This window comes from Vibrio sp. PNB23_22_6 (assembly GCF_052877535.1).
In genome coordinates this window covers 30,206-50,602 of sequence record NZ_JBNFXP010000018.1, presented here as the reverse complement: position 1 = coordinate 50,602, position 20,397 = coordinate 30,206, and the positions used below count along the sequence as shown (strand labels likewise).

Here is a 20,397-nt window from a genome sequence, read left to right as displayed (position 1 = left end):
GACCATCACATGGACAGATATTTACTCGACATCAAAGCCGATGACAAACCGGTACTGTTAGAGCGCGTTCTTCGTGTGATTCGTCACCGAGGCTTTGTGATCAAACAAGTGGCTGCAACGCAAAACCACGCAAGCAGAGTCGCCAGCGTAGAGATCATCGTCGACAGCGATCGACCGATCTCTTTTTTGGTCAATCAAATTGAGAAGTTGTGGGATATCCGTACTGTTGAAGTACTTAAGATCTGCAACGATGAACTCCCAAATCACAACTTACAACAACACGTGAGTGCATAAGGAAGGCAATAAATGGCAATGAACACTGCAGATTTTATTTGGTTTAATGGTGAGATGGTTCCGTGGGCAGAGGCGAACGTTCACGTTCTTACTCATGCGATGCATTACGGCACCTCTGTTTTTGAAGGCGTACGCTGCTACAACACGCCAAAAGGGCCAATTGTCTTCCGTCACCGTGAACACGCACAACGTTTAAAAGACTCTGCCAAGATCTACCGCTTCCCGATCCCATACTCCGTAGAAGAAATCATGGAAGCAACACGCGAAACACTACGCCAGAACAAACTCGATAGCGCTTACATTCGCCCATTGGGTTTTGTCGGTAATGTCGGTTTGGGTGTGTGCCCACCTGTTGGTACAGAGATGGACCTAATCATTGCAGCGTTCCCTTGGGGTTCATACCTAGGCGAAGAAGCGTTAGAAGCAGGCGTTGATGCAATGATTTCTAGCTGGAACCGCGCCGCACCAAATACCATCCCTACCGCAGCAAAAGCAGGCGGCAACTACCTTTCCTCACTGTTGGTTGGTGGTGAAGCGCGTCGCCACGGTTACGATGAAGGCATTGCTCTAAGCGTTGATGGTTATCTATCGGAAGGTGCCGGTGAAAATATCTTTGTCATCAAAGATGGCGTGATCACCACACCACCAGCAACCAGCGCGATTCTCCCGGGCATCACTCGTGACTCGATCATGACCATTGCACGCGATAAAGGTTATGAAGTACGTGAAGCGAATATTGCTCGTGAAGCACTTTACCTTGCCGATGAAGTATTTATGACAGGTACCGCGGCCGAAGTTGTGCCAGTGGCAACCATCGACAAAATTGAAGTGGGCACTGGCAAACGCGGCCCAATTACTAAAGAACTGCAAACGGCCTACTTTGGCCTATTTAACGGCACCACCGAAGATAAGTGGGGTTGGTTAGACTATGTGTACCCAGAGCAAAAGTAAGAAGGATTAGGAAATGCCAAAATATAGATCAGCTACCACCACACATGGTCGCAACATGGCGGGGGCGCGTGCATTATGGCGTGCAACAGGCGTAAAAGATGAAGACTTCGGTAAGCCAATCATTGCCGTCGTAAACTCGTTTACTCAATTTGTTCCGGGTCACGTACATCTCAAAGACATGGGTCAACTTGTTGCCCGTGAAATCGAAAAAGCAGGCGGTATCGCCAAAGAATTCAACACCATCGCGGTAGATGATGGTATCGCTATGGGTCACGGCGGCATGCTCTACTCGCTGCCATCTCGCGAACTGATCGCAGACTCTGTGGAGTACATGGTTAACGCGCATTGTGCCGATGCAATGGTGTGTATCTCTAACTGTGACAAAATCACTCCGGGAATGTTAATGGCATCCATGCGCCTCAACATCCCTGTCATCTTCGTGTCTGGTGGTCCAATGGAAGCGGGTAAAACCAAGCTTTCTGATCAGATCATCAAGCTAGACCTTGTTGATGCAATGATCCAAGGCGCGGATCCAAAAGTGTCTGATGAACAAAGCGAGCAGATCGAACGCAGCGCATGTCCAACCTGTGGATCGTGTTCAGGAATGTTCACGGCAAACTCAATGAACTGCCTAACTGAAGCGCTGGGTCTATCTCAACCAGGTAATGGTTCAATGCTAGCAACTCACGCTGACCGTGAGCAGCTATTCCTTAATGCAGGTCGTCGCATTGTTGAACTGACTCGTCGTTACTACGAGCAAGATGACGAATCGGCATTGCCACGCAACATCGCAACCTTTGATGCCTTTGAAAACGCAATGGCACTGGATATCGCGATGGGTGGCTCAACTAACACCATTTTGCACCTATTGGCAGCCGCACAAGAAGGTGAAGTGGATTTCGATATGGAAGATATCGATCGTCTGTCTCGCCAAGTACCACACCTATGTAAAGTAGCACCATCCACGCAAAAATATCACATGGAAGACGTACACCGCGCTGGTGGTGTCATGGCTATACTTGGTGAACTAGACCGTGCAGGTCTACTACACAATCAAGCTCGCACTGTACTTGGTCTTTCAATGAAGGAGCAGTTAGCGAAATACGACATCATCCAAACGGAAGATGAAGACGTACTAAAGTTCTTCCGAGCAGGTCCTGCTGGCATTCGTACCACTCAAGCTTTCTCACAAGATTGTCGCTGGGATCGCCTTGACGACGATCGTGTAGAAGGTTGTATTCGTGCCATCGATCATGCCTTTAGCCAAGAAGGCGGTCTAGCGGTTCTATCAGGCAACATCGCATTAGACGGCTGTATCGTTAAAACCGCAGGCGTTGATGAGAGCATTCTTAAATTCACTGGCCCTGCAGTGGTATTTGAAAGCCAAGAAGATGCGGTAGAAGGCATCTTGGGCGGTAAAGTCAAAGCTGGCGACGTGGTTGTTATCCGTTACGAAGGCCCTAAAGGTGGTCCGGGCATGCAAGAGATGCTTTACCCAACCACTTACCTAAAATCGATGGGACTTGGTAAAGAGTGTGCGCTTCTGACTGACGGTCGTTTCTCTGGTGGTACATCTGGTCTGTCTATCGGCCACGCCTCTCCTGAGGCTGCCAACGGCGGAGCTATTGGCTTGGTTAAACAAGGCGACATGATCGCAATTGATATCCCAAACCGTTCGATTTCACTCGAAGTGTCGGAACAAGAACTTGCTGAGCGCCGTGCAAAACAAGACGAATTAGGCTGGAAGCCAGTTGACCGTCAACGTGAAGTTTCATTTGCACTCAAAGCGTACGCAAGTATGGCGACCAGTGCTGACAAAGGTGCAGTACGAGACAAATCTAAGCTAGAGGGCTAGCTTATGACCGACTCTCTATTTTCAGGGCAAGAGCCTCAAACTGGCGCAGACTATCTGCGCCAAATCCTCCGTGCGCCGGTGTATGAAGTCGCGACGGTGACACCACTACAAGATATGCCTCGCCTTACTGAGCGTATCGGCAACCATGTGCAAATCAAACGAGAAGATCGTCAGCCCGTGCACTCATTCAAGTTGCGCGGCGCATACAACATGGTGGCAAGTTTATCTGAAGCGCAAAAAACCGCGGGCGTGATTGCTGCATCCGCTGGCAACCACGCACAGGGCATGGCACTTTCAGGCACTAAGCTTGGCATCAAAACCACCATTGTGATGCCAAAGACAACACCTGACATTAAAGTCGATGCGGTGCGCAGTTTTGGTGGCAATGTGGTGCTGCACGGCAGCAACTTTGATGAAGCAAAAGCCGAAGCCGAACGCCTTTCAGGGCTACATGGTTACACCTTTGTTCCGCCATTCGACCATCCACTAGTGATTGCAGGTCAAGGCACCATCGGCATGGAAATGCTGCAGCAAAATGGTCACCTTGATTACATCTTCGTTCCTGTCGGTGGCGGTGGTTTAGCCGCTGGTGTTGCAGTACTGGTGAAACAACTAATGCCGGAAATCAAAGTGATTGCCGTAGAACCGGAAGACTCATCATGCCTAAAAGCGGCACTGGATGCCGGAGAGCCTGTCGTGCTTGACCAAGTCAGCATGTTTGCCGATGGTGTGGCAGTAAAGCGTATTGGTGAAGAGACATTCCGTTTATGCCAAAAGTACATTGATGGCCATATTGCGGTCTCCAGTGATGAAATCTGCGCGGCAGTCAAAGACATCTTTGAAGACACCCGTGCGATTGCAGAGCCTTCGGGAGCACTTGCTCTGGCGGGTTTGAAGAAGTTTGCAGAACAGAACAAACTGGAAGGCAAGAATCTAGGCACTGTGCTGTCTGGTGCCAACACCAACTTCCATGGTCTGCGTTATGTTTCTGAGCGTTGTGAACTTGGTGAGAAACGTGAAGGTCTGCTTGCGGTCACCATCCCTGAGCGTCAAGGCGCATTCTTTGAGTTCTGTAATCTCATTGGCGGCCGCGCGGTGACGGAGTTTAACTATCGCTACAACGATGACGCATTAGCAAATATCTTTGTCGGTGTGCGTTTGCAAGGCGGTCAGGAAGAGCTAGAAAACATCATTCATGATTTACGTGATGGTGGCTACCCTGTGGTTGACCTGTCTGAAGATGAAATGGCGAAGCTGCACGTACGCTACATGATTGGTGGTAAGCCATCTAAGCCACTCAAAGAACGCCTCTACAGCTTTGAGTTCCCGGAGTACCCAGGAGCACTGCTTAAGTTCTTAAGTACACTCGGAACCCATTGGAATATCAGCTTGTTCAACTACCGCAACCACGGTGCGGACTACGGACGCGTTTTATGTGGTTTCGAGTTAGATGAAAGCGATTTAGCTCAGTTTTCTGCGCATTTACGCGAACTTGGCTATCAATGTAAAGACGAAACAGACAACCCGTCTTACAAGTTCTTCTTGTCCTAGAACCAACAAAGCCACTTTCCTTGAAAGTGGCTTTTTATTAGTACTGTAACCAATCTTGATGTAACTGGTTTGGAGCACCTAAGTAATCCACCATCCATTGGATCAACTTATGGTTGTCATCTTTACGCCATACCAAACAACACTGGCTTAGTGGCTTGTCATCCTGCAGCACCTTTTCCACCAGCACACCCTCATGGATAAGAGGCATAGCAATAAGACGTGGCATATAACCGACCCCGACCCCATTTTTTAAACATCCAATCGTAGTAAACCGTGCATTAGCGAGTGCGAAGCAAAGTGCAGCAAGCGCTGCAGTGATGGCACCTTATATAGACAACAAAGCCGCTCATAATGAGCGGCTTTGGTTTATATTGTTAAAAACTTACTTCTGTTTTACTGGTCGCTGCCAACCCGTAATTTTGCGCTCTTTCACGCGAGTGATCACAAGCTCACCTTCTCCCACGTCTTTGGTCAACGTGGTGCCAGCACCAATGGTTGCGCCATCAGAGATAGTAACAGGAGCCACTAACTGGCTATCAGAGCCGACAAACACATCGTTACCAATGATGGTTTTAAACTTGTTTGCACCATCGTAGTTACAAGTGATGGTACCCGCACCAATGTTAGTACGTTGACCGATCTCTGCATCCCCGAGATAAGTGAGGTGATTGGCTTTAGAACCTTCGCCGATACGTGCATTTTTCACTTCAACAAAGTTACCCACGTGAGAGTCATTGCGCATCTCAGCCCCTGGACGAAGGCGCGTAAATGGACCAACGGTACACTCTTCACCGACGGTCGCCCCTTCAATCACACTGTAAGGGCGAACGATGGTATTGTCATCGATTTCGCAATCTTTCAATACACAACCAGTACCGATGACGACGTTATCACCTAAGGTTACTTTGCCTTCAATAATAACATTGACATCAATTTCACAATCCATACCGCATTGCAGTTCACCACGCAAATCAAAGCGAGCTGGATCACGCAGCATCACGCCTTGCTCTAACAGTTTTTGCGCTTGCATTGACTGGAATGCACGCTCTAGACGAGCCAATTGTGCACGGTCGTTCACACCTTCCACTTCAATTGGATTGACTGGATGTACCGCCTCGACAGCACGGCCTTCATCATGCGCAGCGGCAATGACGTCCGTTAAGTAATATTCGCCCTGTGCGTTTTGGTTGTTTAAGCCTGACAACCAACGCTTCAGATCGCCACCGGTCGCAACCATCACGCCCGTGTTGATCTCTTTAATTAATTTCTGCTCATCTGTCGCGTCTTTTTGCTCGACGATTGCAATCACAGGCCCATTTTTACGCACGATGCGGCCATAGCCCATCGGGTTGTCTAATACCACCGTCAATAAGGCAATGCCACCCGTTGGCTGTGCATCCAGTAGCCCCTCCAGTGTCTCTTCGGAGATCAATGGCACATCACCGTAAAGTACTAAGATCTTTTCATCATCTTCAAATTGAGATGATGCTTGATCAACGGCATGACCCGTACCCAGTTGCTCAGCTTGCAGTACCCAGTTTACCGACTCTTCTGCCAGTGTTTCCTGCATCTGATTCCCACCGTGACCGTAGACCAAATGAATATTCTGCGCGCCTAATCCATTGCAGGTATCAATTACGTGTTTCACCATTGGCTTGCCAGCTAAAGTGTGCAACACCTTCGGTTTATTGGAATACATGCGAGTCCCTTTGCCCGCTGCGAGGATAACCGCACTAAATTTCATTAAGTAACCTATACGTTGTATAAAAACTGGGGCTATTTTAGACACTAATCGTCAATTAGTTAATTGCAGAGGAAAAATTTCCGTCAAAAAAAAAGCAAAAAGGCGGTCATATGACCGCCTTTATCACTATTGAAACAACGCTGTTGATTAACGACGCTGTTTTGTCAGCTCGATAACTCGTAGCTGAGCAATGGCTTTAGCCAGTTCGCTGGCCACTTGTGCGAAGTCCATGTCACCATGCTGATTCTGGATTTGCTCCTCAGCGCGGCGCTTGGCTTCTTCAGCCTTAGCTGCGTCTAGATCTTCACCACGAATCGCTGTATCAGCCAGTACTGTCGCAGTACCAGGCTGAACTTCGACCATACCACCAGAGACATAAATGAACTCTTCGTGGCCGTGCTGTTTCACAATACGCACCATACCAGGCTTAATAGCGGACAACAGCGGAGTGTGGCCATGGAAAATACCCAGCTCACCCTCGCTACCGGTCACCTGGAACGTTTCAACGCGACCAGAGAAAATTTGTTTCTCTGCGCTTACCACGTCTAGGTGAAAGGTTATTGGTGCCATATCGCCTCCTAGTTAGCCTTATAGCTTCTTCGCATTCTCGATAGCATCGTCAATCGTACCGCAGTACATGAACGCTTGCTCTGGAATGTCATCGTATTCACCAGCTAGTAGACCTTTAAAGCCACGTAGAGTCTCTTTAAGAGGTACGTAAATGCCTGGGTCACCAGTAAATACTTCCGCTACGTGGTAAGGCTGAGTTAGGAAACGCTCAATCTTACGTGCACGAGATACGACTTGCTTATCTTCTTCAGAAAGCTCGTCCATACCTAGGATCGCGATGATGTCTTTCAGCTCTTTGTAGCGCTGAAGCGTCTGCTGAACACCGCGAGCCACGTCGTAGTGCTCTTGACCTACAACCAATGGATCTAGCATACGAGATGTAGAATCTAGTGGGTCGATCGCTGGGTATAGACCCATCGCTGCGATGTTACGGTTAAGTACAACCGTTGCATCCAAGTGCGCGAACGTGGTTGCTGGAGACGGGTCAGTCAAGTCATCCGCAGGTACGTATACCGCCTGTACAGACGTGATAGAACCTTGCTTAGTTGACGTGATACGCTCCTGAAGTACACCCATCTCTTCTGCTAGCGTTGGCTGGTAACCTACCGCAGAAGGCATACGACCTAGCAGTGCTGATACCTCTGTACCTGCAAGCGTGTAACGGTAGATGTTATCAACGAACAGAAGTACGTCACGACCTTCGTCACGGAACTTCTCTGCCATTGTTAGACCCGTCAGTGCAACACGTAGACGGTTGCCTGGTGGCTCGTTCATCTGACCGTAAACCATCGCTACTTTTGATTCTTCAGGCTTCTCAACGTTTACAACGCCCGCTTCCTGCATTTCAAAGTAGAAGTCGTTACCCTCACGAGTACGCTCACCAACACCAGCAAATACTGATAGACCAGAGTGTTGAAGTGCGATGTTGTTGATAAGTTCCATCATGTTAACGGTCTTACCTACACCTGCACCACCGAATAGACCGATTTTACCACCCTTAGCGAATGGACAAACCAAGTCGATTACTTTAACACCGGTTTCTAGAAGTGCTGTTTCGTTTGATTGCTCTTCGTAGCTTGGCGCTTCACGGTGAATAGAGTAAGTCTCTTCTGCACCGATCTCACCACACTCATCAATCGCGTCACCTAGGACGTTCATGATACGACCTAAAGTTTTAGTACCTACTGGTACTGAAATTGGAGCGCCAGTGTTAACCACTTCAACTCCACGACGTAAACCATCAGAGCTACCCATTACGATACAACGAACTACGCCACCGCCTAGCTGTTGTTGAACTTCAAGAACAAGACGCTCTTTTGAGTCCGTTACGTTTAGAGCGTCATATACACTTGGTACATCGCTCTGTGGGAACTCTACGTCGACTACCGCACCGATGATCTGTACGATCTTACCTGTAGCCATCGTTAATCCTCTAAACTGTTTCGTTTTACCTAAGCTTAAACCGCAGATGCACCACCAACGATTTCCGATAGTTCTTGTGTGATCGCAGCCTGACGGGCTTTGTTGTACACAAGTTCTAGATCTTCAATCAAGTTGGTTGCGTTATCCGTTGCAGCCTTCATCGCAATCATTCGAGCCGCTTGCTCACAAGCAAGATTCTCTACCACACCTTGGTATACCTGAGACTCTACGTAACGCACTAGTAGCGTATCCAGTAGAGGTTTTGGCTCAGGCTCATAGATGTAGTCCCATGAGTGCTCACGCTGCATCTCTTCGCTGTCCGATTTAGGCAAAGGTAGCAATTGATCGATCGTTGGTTGCTGAACCATGGTATTTACAAATTTGTTGAATACCACGTATAGACGGTCCAGTTCACCTTCATCGTATTTCTTAAGCATTACGCCAACAGAACCAATGAGGTCTTCTAAGCTTGGGTTGTCGCCAAGACCAGAGACCTGTGCCGCAATTTTTGCGCCACCATGTCGGAAAAAGCCAGTTGCTTTAGAGCCAATCACTGCTAACTCAACTTCAGCACCTTTCTCTTTCCATGCTTGCATGTCTGTTACGGCTTTTTTGAACACGTTAATGTTCAAACCACCACACAGACCGCGGTCTGTTGAAACGATGATGTAACCAACACGTTTAGCTTCACGCTCTTCTAGGTACGGATGACGGTACTCTAGATTTGCGTTCGCCACATGACCGATCACTTTACGCATTGTTTCAGCGTATGGACGAGAAGCTTGCATTGCGTCTTGAGAACGACGCATTTTTGAAGCTGCTACCATTTCCATCGCTTTCGTAATTTTCTGCGTGCTTTTAACACTACCGATTTTATTACGTATCTCTTTTGCGCCGGCCATCGTTACTCTCCGTTAGTTGGTGGCAGAACCTGCCACCGACCTAATTACCAAGTTTGGGTTGCTACAAAATCGTCGGTCAGCTTCTTCAACTGAGCTTCGATTTCATCGTTGTATGCACCCGTCTTGTCGATCTCAGCTGCCAATTCAGCGTATTGACCGCGAGCGAACGATAGTAGAGCCGCTTCAAAATCTAGCAGTTTGTTCAATTCAACATCTGCTAAATAGCCGCGCTCTGCCGCGAAGATAACTAGCGCTTGGTCAAATACAGACATAGGAGCGTACTGCTTCTGCTTCATTAGTTCTGTTACTTTTTGACCATGGTTTAGCTGTTTCTTCGTTGCTTCATCAAGGTCAGATGCGAACTGTGCAAATGCTGCTAGTTCACGGTACTGAGCTAGAGCAGTACGGATACCGCCAGATAGCTTCTTGATGATTTTCGTCTGAGCTGAACCACCTACACGAGATACTGAGATACCAGGGTCAACGGCTGGGCGGACACCCGCGTTGAATAGCTCAGTTTGTAGGAAGATCTGACCATCGGTAATCGAGATTACGTTAGTCGGTACGAATGCTGAAACGTCACCTGCTTGAGTTTCGATGATAGGAAGCGCAGTTAGAGAACCGGTCTTACCTTTCACTTCACCATTAGTGAAACGCTCTACGTACTCTTCGTTTACACGAGCTGCACGCTCTAGTAGACGCGAGTGTAAGTAGAATACGTCACCCGGGAATGCCTCACGGCCTGGTGGACGTTTTAGTAGTAGAGAGATCTGACGGTAAGCTACCGCTTGCTTAGATAGGTCATCGTAAACAATCAGTGCGTCTTCACCGCGATCGCGGAAGTATTCACCCATCGCACAACCTGCGTATGGCGCTAGGTATTGTAGCGCTGCAGATTCAGAAGCAGATGCAACAACAACGATAGTGTTTGCTAGCGCGCCGTGCTCTTCTAGTTTGCGAACTACGTTAGCGATAGTCGATGCTTTCTGACCGATTGCTACGTAGATTGAGAAAATACCAGAGTTTTTCTGGTTGATGATCGCATCGATCGCCATTGCTGTTTTACCAATCTGGCGGTCACCGATGATAAGTTCACGCTGACCACGACCGATTGGGATCATTGAGTCAACAGACTTATAACCAGTTTGCACAGGTTGATCTACCGATTTACGGTCGATTACGCCTGGTGCGATCACTTCTACAGGTGAAGTCAGTTTCGCTTCGATTGGACCTTTACCATCGATAGGCTCACCCAGCGTGTTTACTACGCGGCCTAGTAGTTCTGGACCAACTGGCACTTCAAGAATGCGGCCAGTACCTGTAACTTTCATGCCTTCCTTAAGGTCAGCATATGGGCCCATTACTACCGCACCAACCGAGTCACGCTCAAGGTTAAGTGCTAGTGCATAACGGCCACCCGGTAATTCAATCATTTCACCTTGCATCACGTCCGCTAGGCCGTGGATGCGGATGATACCATCGCTTACCGATACGATAGTACCCTCGTTACGAGCTTCACTAACAACGTCGAAAGATTCGATACGTTGTTTGATCAGATCGCTAATTTCCGTGGAATTAAGTTGCATGCTCCAATCCCCATTAAGACTGCAATGCATCGCTCAGGCGGTTCAAACGACCACGTGCTGAGTTATCGATGACTAGGTCTCCGGCTCGAATAATAACCCCACCAAGTAGGGTCTCATCTACACTGCAATTCAGCTTCACTTTGCGTTCAAGACGCAGTTCAAGTTTGCTGCTGATGTTTGCTTGTTGTTCATCAGAAAGCTCGCTTGCTGAAATGACTTCAACATCGATTTCTTTCTCATGCTCTTGTTTCAGAGCAAGGAACTGTTCACAGACATCAGGAAGGGCCGCTAAACGACCATTCTCAGCCATCACCTTAATCAGGTTTTGACCGTGCGCATCAACTTGTTCACCGCAAACGGCAACAAAGATTTCTGCCATTTTCTCGGCAGAGATAGAGCCAGTTAACAGCTCTTTCATTTGTTCGTTCTTAGCTACTTCTGCAGCAAAAGACAGCATTTGACCCCATTGGTCTAACTGATCTTTGCCCACTGCAAAGTCGAAGGCTGCTTTAGCATAGGGGCGTGCGATTGTAGTCAAATCAGACATATGCGCCCCCAGACTTAAAGTTTTGCAGTAATGTTGTCGAGAATATCTTTCTGAGCGTCTTTATCGATCGCACGCTCTAGGATTTTCTCAGCACCAGCTACAGCCAGAGTAGCAACTTGTTTGCGCAGATCATCGCGTGCACGATTACGTTCAGCTTCAAGTTCTGCTGCTGCTTGCGCTAGGATTTTCTGGCGTTCTGCCTGAGCTTCCTCGCGTGCTTCATCAATAATTTGAGCTTTGCGTTTATTCGCTTGTTCGATGACCTCAGTTGCTGTGCGCTTCGCTTCTTTCATCTGATCAGAAGCGTTGGCTTGTGCCAGATCCAAGTCTTTCGCAGCACGTTCAGCTGCTTGAAGACCATCAGCAATTTTCTTCTGACGTTCTTCAATCGCTTGCATGATAGGCGGCCATACATACTTCATGCAGAACCACACAAACAGTGCGAACGAGATTGCTTGACCTAGCAGAGTTGCGTTTATATTCACAACAGCTACTCCCTTTTAAGAATCAACTACAAAAATACAATTAACAGAGTTGTTAATTAGCCTGCTAGTTGACCCACAAATGGGTTTGCGAAAGTGAATAGTAGCGCGATTACGATACCGATCATTGGAACCGCATCAAGTAGACCCGCGATGATGAACATCTTAACTTGTAGCATAGGAGCCATTTCTGGTTGACGTGCTGCACCTTCTAGGAATTTACCACCTAGCAGTGCGAAACCAATCGCTGTACCAAGAGAAGCAAGACCGACGATAATACCTACGGCGATTGCAGAAAAGCTCAGTAAAGTTTCCATTACTATCTCCAATTTATAGTTGTTGGCTTAGTGCCCAAATAAAAAGCTTAAAAAATTAATGATCAGAATCTTCGTGTGCCATTGACAGGTAAACAATTGTCAACATCATAAATACGAAGGCTTGAATCGTAATAACCAAGATATGGAAGATTGCCCACGGTAGTGAACCCATCCATTGCAAGTACCATGGTAGCATTGCCGCACAAAGAATGAATACAACCTCACCCGCAAACATGTTACCGAATAAACGCATACCAAGAGAAAGAGGTTTCGCCAATAGCGATACCACTTCGATTAGTAGGTTAAACGGAATCATCAGTGGGTGATTGAATGGATGTAGTGCAAGTTCTTTTGCGAATCCACCTAGACCTTTCACTTTGATGCTGTAGTAGATCATCAATGCAAAAACGCCTAGAGCCATAGCCATGGTGATATTCACATCAGCAGACGGTACAACCTTAAGATAAGGGATACCTAGCCAATGCTCTGCTGGGTAAGGCAAGAAGTCGATCGGGACTAGGTCCATCACGTTCATCAAGAATACCCAACAAAAGATAGTCAGTGCTAAAGGCGCGATCAGTGGGTTGCGTCCATGGAACGTGTCTTTGACGTTTTCCGCGACAAATTCAACGATCATTTCTACAGCACACTGAAGCTTACCCGGTACACCTGCTGTTGTTTTCTTTGCTACTTTGTAAAAAATTCCAAGGAAAATTAAACCCGTAAACCAAGAAAAAAACAGGCTATCGATATGTACGTTCCAGAAACTTGCTTCATCCGCTACCAAGCCTAATTTCGCAAGCGATAGGTTTGATAAGTGGTGGGCAATGTATCCGGACGATGTTAGCGCTTCACCTGGCGCAGCCATAACTCATCCTATTTTTTGTTGTTAATGAATAGCACTGGTGCACAGATATTAATACCTAGTACCAGCAAATAGGTTAGTTTGAGGGGAACAAGTTCCACCTGCATATACATGTAGGCAACATAGAACAGTGCAACCGTGATAAGGATTTTCAGTACTTCACCCATGTAGAATGATGCCGCGACGCGCTTGGCAGCACGAGCTCCACTAAACATAAAAGCACAAAGCGCGAATACTGCATTGGCAACGACAAAAATACCGCCACCAACCAACGCTGAAAGTCCCCATACAGGATTCACGGCCACCGCCATCCCTGCCGCCACAAAAATAACCGCGCCAGACTGGATCATTAACAATTGCTTTGCGAGCTCTCGTCCTGGTCTAGCTAACGCAGCTACCATGTATTCGTACCTCTAGTAATATCCACTTTGCACTAAATCTCGATGTGCAGGGGAATTGGCGAAAATTATACGGTCAGAGCAACTGAATGCAATTATATTGCAGCAAAAACTTACAGTTTTGTTTACAATCCGACAACTTTCACACAAAATTCGATTTATTTAATTAATTGACCTAAATCAATTATCTCATTTAGGCCTCGAGCTTGGCAATTAGTTGCTCTAATTTGTGAGGCTCATCAATACTTATCGTTAGTTTGGCTTTTCCGCCAACCGAGCGGGTCAAAGAAACCTTTGCATCAAGCAGCTGACTCAATTTATGCGACATTTGCTTTGCTTCGATATCTTCTTGTTGGGCTTTTTGTTCATTTTGTGGCGCTAAGCACTTTTTTACTAACTGTTCGGTTTGGCGAACGGTCATTTTCTTCTTAGCGACTTGCTGAGCAACTTCGATCTGCTGCTCACCTTCAAGTGCCAACAGTGCTCGAGCATGACCCATTTCAAGCTTTTTATCCGCAACCAGACCCTTTACATCCGTTTCGAGCTGATTTAGGCGTAATAAGTTACTTACCGTGGTTCTTGATTTACCAATCACATCCGCAACTTGTTGATGAGTCAGGGTGAATTCATCTTGCAGACGCTCAAGCGCTTGCGCTTCTTCAATCACATTCAAGTCTTCACGCTGAATGTTCTCAATCAACGCCATGGCAATCGCAGCACGGTCCTCAACCTTTTTCACCAAACAAGGGACTCGCTTAAGACCGGCTTGTTTGGCAGCACGCCAACGACGCTCACCGGCAATGATTTCAAATTGACCGCTCGCCACTTGGCGCACCACGATCGGCTGAATAATGCCTTGTGATTGAATCGATGCAGCAAGCTCTTCTAGCCCTTCCGGTGTCATATCTTTACGTGGTTGGTACACACCCGGTTGCAACTGACCGATCGATAAGTCAATCAACTCACCGTCTGCCGATAATGCCTGACTATGCGATGCAATATGCTGTTTTTCACGTGCTAACGAACTGGTCGACAGCAACGCATCCAGTCCTTTTCCTAGACCACGCTTAGACATGGGATGAATTCCTTAGAGTAGAGTTAAACTGGGATTTCTTCGCGGCGGAGCATTTCGCCCGCTAGAGCAAGATAGGCTTTGGCGCCTGCGGAGTACTTGTCGTAGTACATCGCTGGTTTACCGTGACTTGGCGCTTCAGCCAAACGCACATTGCGTGGGATCACGGTACGGTAAACTTTACTGCCAAAGTGTTTTTTTAGTTGATCGGATACTTCATTAGACAGGCGGTTACGTGGGTCGTACATGGTACGTAGTAAACCTTCGATTTTAAGGTTCTCATTGACCACGGCCGCTAACTTGCTGATGGTATCCATAAGAGCAGTTAAACCTTCTAACGCAAAGTATTCACATTGCATCGGCACCAGCACAGAGTCAGCTGCAGCCATCGCATTGATTGTAAGAAGGTTTAGAGATGGAGGGCAATCAATAAAGATGAAATCATAGTTATCGCGAACGGACGCAAGCGCGTTCTTTAAACGCACTTCACGAGCGAACACTTCCATCAATTTGATTTCTGCAGCGGTCACGTCGCCGTTCGCTGCAATGAGATCGTACTTTCCTGTGGTCTGGGTGCAGACCACTTGATCAAACGGGGTATCTTCTACCAGAAGATCATACGCCGTGGCATCAACCATATATTTGTCGACGCCACTGGCCATAGTAGCATTGCCTTGAGGATCGAGATCGATCACCAAAACCTTGCGCTTTGTTGCCGCCATCGAAGCTGCTAAGTTAATGCACGTTGTTGTTTTGCCGACCCCACCTTTCTGGTTGGCGATTGCTACAATTTTACCCACGATTACCTCGCTAATTTTCCTTGCGCGATAAGATTACTAGATGACGATCGCCTTCTAACTCAGGAACAGCTAAAGATATGATCTCTGTCACACTGCACCATTCAGGAAGCAGATCCATTTCATCTTTAGGGTGTTGTCCTTTTAGCGCTAGGAACACCCCATTATCTTGTTTAGGCAGATGATGACACCATTCCACCATATCGGTCATTGAAGCAAAAGCTCGGCTCAGAACGCCATCAAATTTTTCTTCTGGTTGGAACTCTTCAACGCGACTTTGAATTGGTGTCACATTTTTCAGTCCTAAGCTATGCACCACTTGCTTGATAAAGCGAATACGCTTACCGAGGCTATCGAGCAAAAAGAAAGTCTTCTCTGGGTTCATGATCGCCAGCGGAATACCCGGCAATCCAGGGCCAGTCCCTACATCGATAAAACGTTCACCTTGCAAGTGAGTACTAACCACTATGCTATCAAGGATATGTTTTACTAACATATCAAGCGGATCACGAACCGATGTGAGGTTATAGGCTTTGTTCCACTTGTCGAGCAGTTCGACATAACCGACCAACTGCTCACGCTGTTTGTCTGAGACTTCCAAATCAGTTTGTACGATCAGCGAGTCCAGTTTAGTGCGTAATGCGCTCATTATTCTTCCTCACCTTTTTTCAGCAAACCGTGCTTCTTCAGGTGAACAAGCAGAATGGAAATCGCGGCAGGTGTAATACCCGAAATGCGTGATGCAATACCGATGCTTTCTGGTTTTGCGTCTGTCAATTTTGCGACGACTTCGTTAGACAGGCCTTTCACGTCTTTGTAATCCAAATCGACGGGCAGCTTGGTGTTTTCATGACGTAAAGACTTTTCGATTTCTTCTTGCTGACGCTTGATGTAACCATCGTATTTTACTTGAATTTCAACTTGCTCAGCGGCTTGTTGATCTTCCAGCGTCGGAGCAAAAGCATCCAGTTGCGTCAATTGTGAATAAGTGATCTCTGGACGACGCAAAAGATCCTCACCGCTTGCTTCACGCGCCATTGGGGTTTTTAACAACTTGTTTAGTTCGTCAATACCTGCCGAGTTTGGATTCATCCAAGTCGACTTCAGACGCTGACGCTCGGTTTCCATGTTGTTAATTTTCTCGTTGAAACGCGCCCAACGAGCATCATCAATCAAACCAAGTTCACGCGCTTTTTCTGTCAGACGTAGGTCGGCATTGTCTTCGCGCAGCAACAAACGGTATTCCGCACGAGAAGTGAACATACGGTACGGTTCTTTGGTACCCATGGTCGACAAATCGTCAATTAACACCCCCATGTAGGCTTGGTCACGACGAGGACTCCAACCTTCTTTGTCTTGGCTGTGCAAACTTGCGTTTAGGCCAGCCATCAGACCTTGTGCTGCCGCTTCTTCGTAGCCGGTTGTTCCGTTGATTTGGCCAGCAAAGAACAAACCGCTAATGAATTTCGTCTCGTAAGTGTGCTTCAAATCGCGAGGGTCGAAGAAATCGTACTCAATCGCGTAACCAGGACGAACGATATGTGCATTCTCAAAACCTTTCATTGAGCGCACAATTTGCACTTGAACGTCAAACGGCAAACTGGTGGAAATACCATTTGGGTATAACTCATGCGTCGTTAGGCCTTCTGGCTCGATGAAGATTTGGTGACTGTTCTTATCCGCAAAGCGCATCACTTTGTCTTCGATAGACGGGCAGTAGCGCGGGCCAATCCCTTCGATCACACCAGCATACATTGGGCTGCGATCAAGATTATTACGGATCACTTCATGCGTTTGCTCATTGGTGTGCGTAATGAAACACGGAATTTGGCGTGGATGATGATCACGTTTCCCCATGAAAGAAAACACAGGGGTTGGATTATCACCATGTTGAGCTTCAAGCACTGAGAAATCAACGCTGCGAGCATCAATGCGTGGCGGTGTACCCGTTTTTAGACGATCCACGCGGAACGGAAGTTCTCGCAGTCGATCCGCTAACGCGATCGATGGTGGATCACCAGCACGGCCACCAGAAGAGCTTTCTAAACCAATATGGATCTTACCGCCCAAGAAGGTGCCCACGGTTAATACTACGGCTTTTGCTTGGAATTTAAGCCCCATTTGAGTAACGACACCCACGACGCGATCCTGCTCGATGATGAGATCGTCCACCGATTGTTGAAATAGCGTTAGGTTTGGTGCATTTTCAAGTGCATCACGCACGTAAGCTTTGTATAACGCGCGATCAGCTTGAGCACGTGTTGCTCGAACTGCTGGCCCTTTTGAAGCATTGAGTGTTCGAAATTGAATACCTGCGTGATCAATAGCTTGCGCCATCAAACCGCCCATAGCATCCACTTCTTTAACTAAGTGACCTTTACCAATACCACCAATGGCTGGATTACAAGACATCTGGCCTAATGTATCGATGTTATGGGTAAGGAGAAGTGTTTTTTGTCCTGTGCGTGCAGATGCAAGTGCGGCTTCCGTTCCTGCGTGTCCGCCACCGACAACAATGACGTCAAAGTTTTCGTGATAAAGCATGAACTGACCTCAGGTATTCAAAGGATTTAATAGACAGATAAAAAAGAGCGGCATTTTACCTTTTTTCTCTGTAGGAGAGAATTGTTTTCTCTCTTTTCATATTTTAGTCTTCAAGATTATATATATAAGATCTATATATATGATCTTTTATTAGATCTATTATTAGGATCGAGTGCTTCTGTGGATAAGTGGAAAATGATCAACAAGAACATGGATCTTTTTTGGATCATATCTTGTGATCATGGTTTGATCTACATGCGAGTATCCTGGGATCAAAATCGGTAGTTATACACAGGGGGAGGACGAGGACAAAGTTGTTAGTTGGATAACTAAAGGAAATTAACCGGATCTTACTATACTTATCCACAGTTCGATTGGGTGAATTTTGAGCGGTTGAGCATTAGGTTTTGCAAAAAGTTATTCACTCGGTTGGGAATAGAGCCGCAAAGCGACTCTGAAAAGAGGGTGTTTGGCCGTTAGAAGCGATCGATATGTTCGTTTAGCCATGCTTCAGCGGCGTCTTCAGGTACGGCATGACTGAGTACATCAATCTTTAAGCAATCTGCGATTGGTGTTGCACCAATGTCTTCTAGCAGGTCATGCGCGTGTTGGCCTGCAGCACAGAAGGTATCGTAGCTTGAATCACCAATTGCAATCACTGCAAACTTCACGTCTGCCATCTTAGGTGGTGTGTTCTGCAGTGCCGCAATGAAAGGCTGGATGTTATCTGGGTAATCTCCGGCACCGTGCGTGGAAGTGATTACTAGCCATGTGCCTTGGTTGTCGATTGAGGCCAATTCTGGTTGGTTGTGGATCGTGGTTTCAAATCCCTTTTCATTGAGTAGATCACTAAGGTGATCACCGACGTATTCTGCGCCACCTAGTGTACTACCTGTAATAATATGGATCATATTTCTTCCTTATAAAGCTATACCAACGCCTTGTCGGTTTTACGCTTAAGCGTCAGTACAAAAAGAAACGCGGTGGTAAGCTTTAGCCTAACACCGCGCGTTTTATTATTTACCGATACAGAATGAGGAGAAGATTCGGCCGAGGAGGTCATCAGAGCTGAATTCACCGGTAATCTCATTCAAGTGCTGCTGAGTAATACGCAGCTCTTCTGCCAAAATTTCCCCAGCCATATAGCCTTCAAGCTGCTCTTGGCCGATTTGAAGATGCTGAGCAGCACGCTCTAGCGCATCTAGATGGCGACGGCGAGCCATAAAGCCGCCTTCTGTATTGCCTGAGAAGCCCATGCACTCTTTTAAGTGAGTGCGTAAAGCATCCACACCCGCGCCTGTTTTCGCAGAAAGGCGAATCAACGTTGGAGCATTCACATGGCAGATCCCCATCTCTTCACCGGTTTGATCCGCTTTGTTGCGGATCACTGTCATGCCGATGTTGTTTGGCAGGCGATCAACAAAGTCAGGCCAGATGTCCTTTGGATCCGTTGCATCAGTTGTCGTGCCGTCTACCATGAACAGTACACGGTCAGCTTGAGCAATTTCATCCCATGCGCGTTCGATACCGATTTTTTCAACTTCATCTGAAGCGTCACGCAGACCTGCAGTGTCAATGATGTGCAGCGGCATACCATCAATATGGATGTGCTCACGTAGCACGTCACGGGTGGTACCCGCGATATCCGTGACGATAGCCGACTCTTTGCCTGACAGTGCGTTCAGTAGGCTCGATTTACCCGCATTAGGACGGCCAGCAATCACGACTTTCATGCCTTCACGCATGATAGCGCCTTGGTTTGCTTCTTTGCGTACTGCATCGAGGTTATCGATGATCATTTGTAGGTCGCCAGACACTTTACCATCGGCCAAAAAGTCGATTTCTTCTTCAGGGAAGTCAATCGCAGCTTCCACGTAAATACGTAAGTGGATCAGCGATTCCACCAGCGTTTGGATGCGTTGTGAGAACTGACCTTGCAGTGATTGCAGTGCTGATTTTGCTGCTTCTTCTGAGCTTGCATCAATCAGGTCGGCAATCGCTTCTGCTTGAGTTAGGTCCATCTTATCGTTCAGGAAGGCGCGCTCTGAGAACTCACCAGGACGAGCGGCACGTACGCCATCAATGCCGAGAATACGCTTCATCAGCATGTCCATTACCACTGGGCCGCCGTGACCTTGCAGCTCAAGCACGTCTTCGCCTGTGAACGAGTGTGGGTTAGGGAAGTACAGTGCAATACCTTGGTCCAGTACGGAGCCATCTTCTGCTTGGAATGGCAGATACTCTGCGTAGCGAGGCTTTAGCGTTTTACCAGTGACTTCTTGCGCCACTTGATTGGCCTTAGGGCCAGAAACACGAATAATGCCAACACCGCCACGACCCGGTGCGGTTGCTTGAGCGACAATCGTATCTGTAGTCATAATCTTGCCTTTTGAGCTAGGCTATAGGGTTTACACCCCTAGGGAGCCAGAACCAATTAATTAGCTGAATTGTAATCAGCCAAAAACAAAAAGGCGACCTTTTGGCCGCCTTTCTTATGCTT

20 protein-coding genes and 1 pseudogene are annotated in these 20,397 nt (G+C 47.3%); 4 read left to right on the top strand and 17 right to left on the bottom strand.

Going from position 1 to position 20,397, the window contains the following annotated elements:
* Positions 1-9: 9 nt before the first annotated feature.
* From ilvM to ilvA, 4 genes are read left to right on the top strand one after another with little or no spacing between them, the layout of a single operon-like run.
* Positions 10-294, top strand: coding sequence for an acetolactate synthase 2 small subunit (gene ilvM, locus ACVA54_RS14290; protein WP_099080475.1), 285 nt, complete (start codon positions 10-12; stop codon positions 292-294).
* 12 nt (positions 295-306) lie between these two features.
* On the top strand, positions 307-1,245 hold the full coding sequence (ilvE, locus tag ACVA54_RS14285; RefSeq protein ID WP_099080476.1) for a branched-chain-amino-acid transaminase: 939 nt from the start codon (positions 307-309) through the stop codon (positions 1,243-1,245).
* A 13-nt stretch (positions 1,246-1,258) separates the two neighbouring features.
* Complete coding sequence (gene ilvD / locus ACVA54_RS14280) at positions 1,259-3,100, top strand: dihydroxy-acid dehydratase (RefSeq protein WP_099080477.1); 1,842 nt, start codon at positions 1,259-1,261, stop codon at positions 3,098-3,100.
* Between the two features lie 3 nt (positions 3,101-3,103).
* A complete protein-coding gene (ilvA, locus tag ACVA54_RS14275) occupies positions 3,104-4,651 on the top strand; it encodes a threonine ammonia-lyase, biosynthetic (RefSeq protein ID WP_119464600.1) in 1,548 nt (515 codons plus the stop codon).
* 37 nt (positions 4,652-4,688) lie between these two features.
* On the opposite strand, the pseudogene ACVA54_RS14270 reads toward ilvA, so the two are convergent.
* The 17 genes and pseudogenes from ACVA54_RS14270 to mnmE form a co-directional block, all read right to left on the bottom strand.
* Positions 4,689-4,922, bottom strand: a pseudogene (locus tag ACVA54_RS14270) (LysR substrate-binding domain-containing protein); the annotation flags it as partial.
* Positions 4,923-5,033: 111 nt separating this feature from the next.
* Positions 5,034-6,395 carry a bifunctional UDP-N-acetylglucosamine diphosphorylase/glucosamine-1-phosphate N-acetyltransferase GlmU gene (gene glmU / locus ACVA54_RS14265; protein ID WP_446649703.1) on the bottom strand — a complete coding sequence of 454 codons (1,362 nt, stop codon included), beginning with the start codon at positions 6,393-6,395 and terminating at the stop codon, positions 5,034-5,036.
* A gap of 147 nt (positions 6,396-6,542) precedes the next feature.
* Complete coding sequence (locus tag ACVA54_RS14260; RefSeq protein WP_099080480.1) at positions 6,543-6,965, bottom strand: F0F1 ATP synthase subunit epsilon; 423 nt, start codon at positions 6,963-6,965, stop codon at positions 6,543-6,545.
* An 18-nt stretch (positions 6,966-6,983) separates the two neighbouring features.
* Complete coding sequence (atpD, locus tag ACVA54_RS14255) at positions 6,984-8,387, bottom strand: F0F1 ATP synthase subunit beta (RefSeq protein WP_099080481.1); 1,404 nt, start codon at positions 8,385-8,387, stop codon at positions 6,984-6,986.
* 35 nt (positions 8,388-8,422) lie between these two features.
* Positions 8,423-9,289 carry a F0F1 ATP synthase subunit gamma gene (gene atpG, locus ACVA54_RS14250; RefSeq protein WP_099080482.1) on the bottom strand — a complete coding sequence of 289 codons (867 nt, stop codon included), beginning with the start codon at positions 9,287-9,289 and terminating at the stop codon, positions 8,423-8,425.
* A 44-nt stretch (positions 9,290-9,333) separates the two neighbouring features.
* Positions 9,334-10,875 (bottom strand): F0F1 ATP synthase subunit alpha, encoded by a 1,542-nt coding sequence (atpA, locus tag ACVA54_RS14245; protein WP_099080483.1) that lies wholly within the window; start codon positions 10,873-10,875, stop codon positions 9,334-9,336.
* Positions 10,876-10,888: 13 nt separating this feature from the next.
* Positions 10,889-11,422, bottom strand: coding sequence for a F0F1 ATP synthase subunit delta (gene atpH, locus ACVA54_RS14240; RefSeq protein ID WP_099080484.1), 534 nt, complete (start codon positions 11,420-11,422; stop codon positions 10,889-10,891).
* A 14-nt stretch (positions 11,423-11,436) separates the two neighbouring features.
* Positions 11,437-11,907 carry a F0F1 ATP synthase subunit B gene (atpF, locus tag ACVA54_RS14235; protein WP_099080485.1) on the bottom strand — a complete coding sequence of 157 codons (471 nt, stop codon included), beginning with the start codon at positions 11,905-11,907 and terminating at the stop codon, positions 11,437-11,439.
* Positions 11,908-11,963: 56 nt separating this feature from the next.
* Complete coding sequence (gene atpE, locus ACVA54_RS14230; RefSeq protein ID WP_005372317.1) at positions 11,964-12,221, bottom strand: F0F1 ATP synthase subunit C; 258 nt, start codon at positions 12,219-12,221, stop codon at positions 11,964-11,966.
* A gap of 55 nt (positions 12,222-12,276) precedes the next feature.
* Positions 12,277-13,089, bottom strand: a complete 813-nt coding sequence (gene atpB, locus ACVA54_RS14225) for a F0F1 ATP synthase subunit A (RefSeq protein ID WP_010444751.1) — start codon at positions 13,087-13,089, stop codon at positions 12,277-12,279.
* 8 nt (positions 13,090-13,097) lie between these two features.
* Positions 13,098-13,487, bottom strand: a complete 390-nt coding sequence (locus tag ACVA54_RS14220) for a F0F1 ATP synthase subunit I (protein WP_099080486.1) — start codon at positions 13,485-13,487, stop codon at positions 13,098-13,100.
* A gap of 190 nt (positions 13,488-13,677) precedes the next feature.
* Positions 13,678-14,559, bottom strand: coding sequence for a ParB/RepB/Spo0J family partition protein (locus ACVA54_RS14215; RefSeq protein WP_099080487.1), 882 nt, complete (start codon positions 14,557-14,559; stop codon positions 13,678-13,680).
* Between the two features lie 23 nt (positions 14,560-14,582).
* Positions 14,583-15,356, bottom strand: a complete 774-nt coding sequence (locus tag ACVA54_RS14210; protein ID WP_099080488.1) for a ParA family protein — start codon at positions 15,354-15,356, stop codon at positions 14,583-14,585.
* Between the two features lie 10 nt (positions 15,357-15,366).
* Positions 15,367-16,002 (bottom strand): 16S rRNA (guanine(527)-N(7))-methyltransferase RsmG, encoded by a 636-nt coding sequence (gene rsmG / locus ACVA54_RS14205; RefSeq protein ID WP_099080489.1) that lies wholly within the window; start codon positions 16,000-16,002, stop codon positions 15,367-15,369.
* Complete coding sequence (gene mnmG, locus ACVA54_RS14200) at positions 16,002-17,897, bottom strand: tRNA uridine-5-carboxymethylaminomethyl(34) synthesis enzyme MnmG (RefSeq protein WP_099080490.1); 1,896 nt, start codon at positions 17,895-17,897, stop codon at positions 16,002-16,004. Before mnmG ends, rsmG begins: the two co-directional genes overlap by 1 nt.
* A gap of 476 nt (positions 17,898-18,373) precedes the next feature.
* The gene (gene mioC, locus ACVA54_RS14195; RefSeq protein ID WP_099080491.1) at positions 18,374-18,808 is read right to left on the bottom strand and encodes an FMN-binding protein MioC; all 435 of its coding nucleotides are present in this window, start codon (positions 18,806-18,808) and stop codon (positions 18,374-18,376) included.
* A 105-nt stretch (positions 18,809-18,913) separates the two neighbouring features.
* Complete coding sequence (mnmE, locus tag ACVA54_RS14190) at positions 18,914-20,275, bottom strand: tRNA uridine-5-carboxymethylaminomethyl(34) synthesis GTPase MnmE (RefSeq protein WP_099080492.1); 1,362 nt, start codon at positions 20,273-20,275, stop codon at positions 18,914-18,916.
* Between the last annotated feature and the right edge of the window lie 122 nt (positions 20,276-20,397).

Excerpts from the sequence above, each read along its gene's own strand:
- ilvM (WP_099080475.1), top strand. The coding sequence starts at position 10 with ATGGACAGATATTTACTCGACATCAAAGCCGATGACAAACCGGTACTG.
- mioC (WP_099080491.1), bottom strand. The coding sequence starts at position 18,808 with ATGATCCATATTATTACAGGTAGTACACTAGGTGGCGCAGAATACGTC.
- ACVA54_RS14215 (WP_099080487.1), bottom strand. The coding sequence starts at position 14,559 with ATGTCTAAGCGTGGTCTAGGAAAAGGACTGGATGCGTTGCTGTCGACC.
- ACVA54_RS14260 (WP_099080480.1), bottom strand. The coding sequence starts at position 6,965 with ATGGCACCAATAACCTTTCACCTAGACGTGGTAAGCGCAGAGAAACAA.
- glmU (WP_446649703.1), bottom strand. The coding sequence starts at position 6,395 with ATGAAATTTAGTGCGGTTATCCTCGCAGCGGGCAAAGGGACTCGCATG.
- atpG (WP_099080482.1), bottom strand. The coding sequence starts at position 9,289 with ATGGCCGGCGCAAAAGAGATACGTAATAAAATCGGTAGTGTTAAAAGC.
- mnmG (WP_099080490.1), bottom strand. The coding sequence starts at position 17,897 with ATGCTTTATCACGAAAACTTTGACGTCATTGTTGTCGGTGGCGGACAC.
- atpE (WP_005372317.1), bottom strand. The coding sequence starts at position 12,221 with ATGGAAACTTTACTGAGCTTTTCTGCAATCGCCGTAGGTATTATCGTC.
- ilvD (WP_099080477.1), top strand. The coding sequence starts at position 1,259 with ATGCCAAAATATAGATCAGCTACCACCACACATGGTCGCAACATGGCG.
- ilvA (WP_119464600.1), top strand. The coding sequence starts at position 3,104 with ATGACCGACTCTCTATTTTCAGGGCAAGAGCCTCAAACTGGCGCAGAC.
- ilvE (WP_099080476.1), top strand. The coding sequence starts at position 307 with ATGGCAATGAACACTGCAGATTTTATTTGGTTTAATGGTGAGATGGTT.
- atpA (WP_099080483.1), bottom strand. The coding sequence starts at position 10,875 with ATGCAACTTAATTCCACGGAAATTAGCGATCTGATCAAACAACGTATC.
- rsmG (WP_099080489.1), bottom strand. The coding sequence starts at position 16,002 with ATGAGCGCATTACGCACTAAACTGGACTCGCTGATCGTACAAACTGAT.
- mnmE (WP_099080492.1), bottom strand. The coding sequence starts at position 20,275 with ATGACTACAGATACGATTGTCGCTCAAGCAACCGCACCGGGTCGTGGC.
- atpB (WP_010444751.1), bottom strand. The coding sequence starts at position 13,089 with ATGGCTGCGCCAGGTGAAGCGCTAACATCGTCCGGATACATTGCCCAC.
- ACVA54_RS14220 (WP_099080486.1), bottom strand. The coding sequence starts at position 13,487 with ATGGTAGCTGCGTTAGCTAGACCAGGACGAGAGCTCGCAAAGCAATTG.
- atpD (WP_099080481.1), bottom strand. The coding sequence starts at position 8,387 with ATGGCTACAGGTAAGATCGTACAGATCATCGGTGCGGTAGTCGACGTA.
- atpH (WP_099080484.1), bottom strand. The coding sequence starts at position 11,422 with ATGTCTGATTTGACTACAATCGCACGCCCCTATGCTAAAGCAGCCTTC.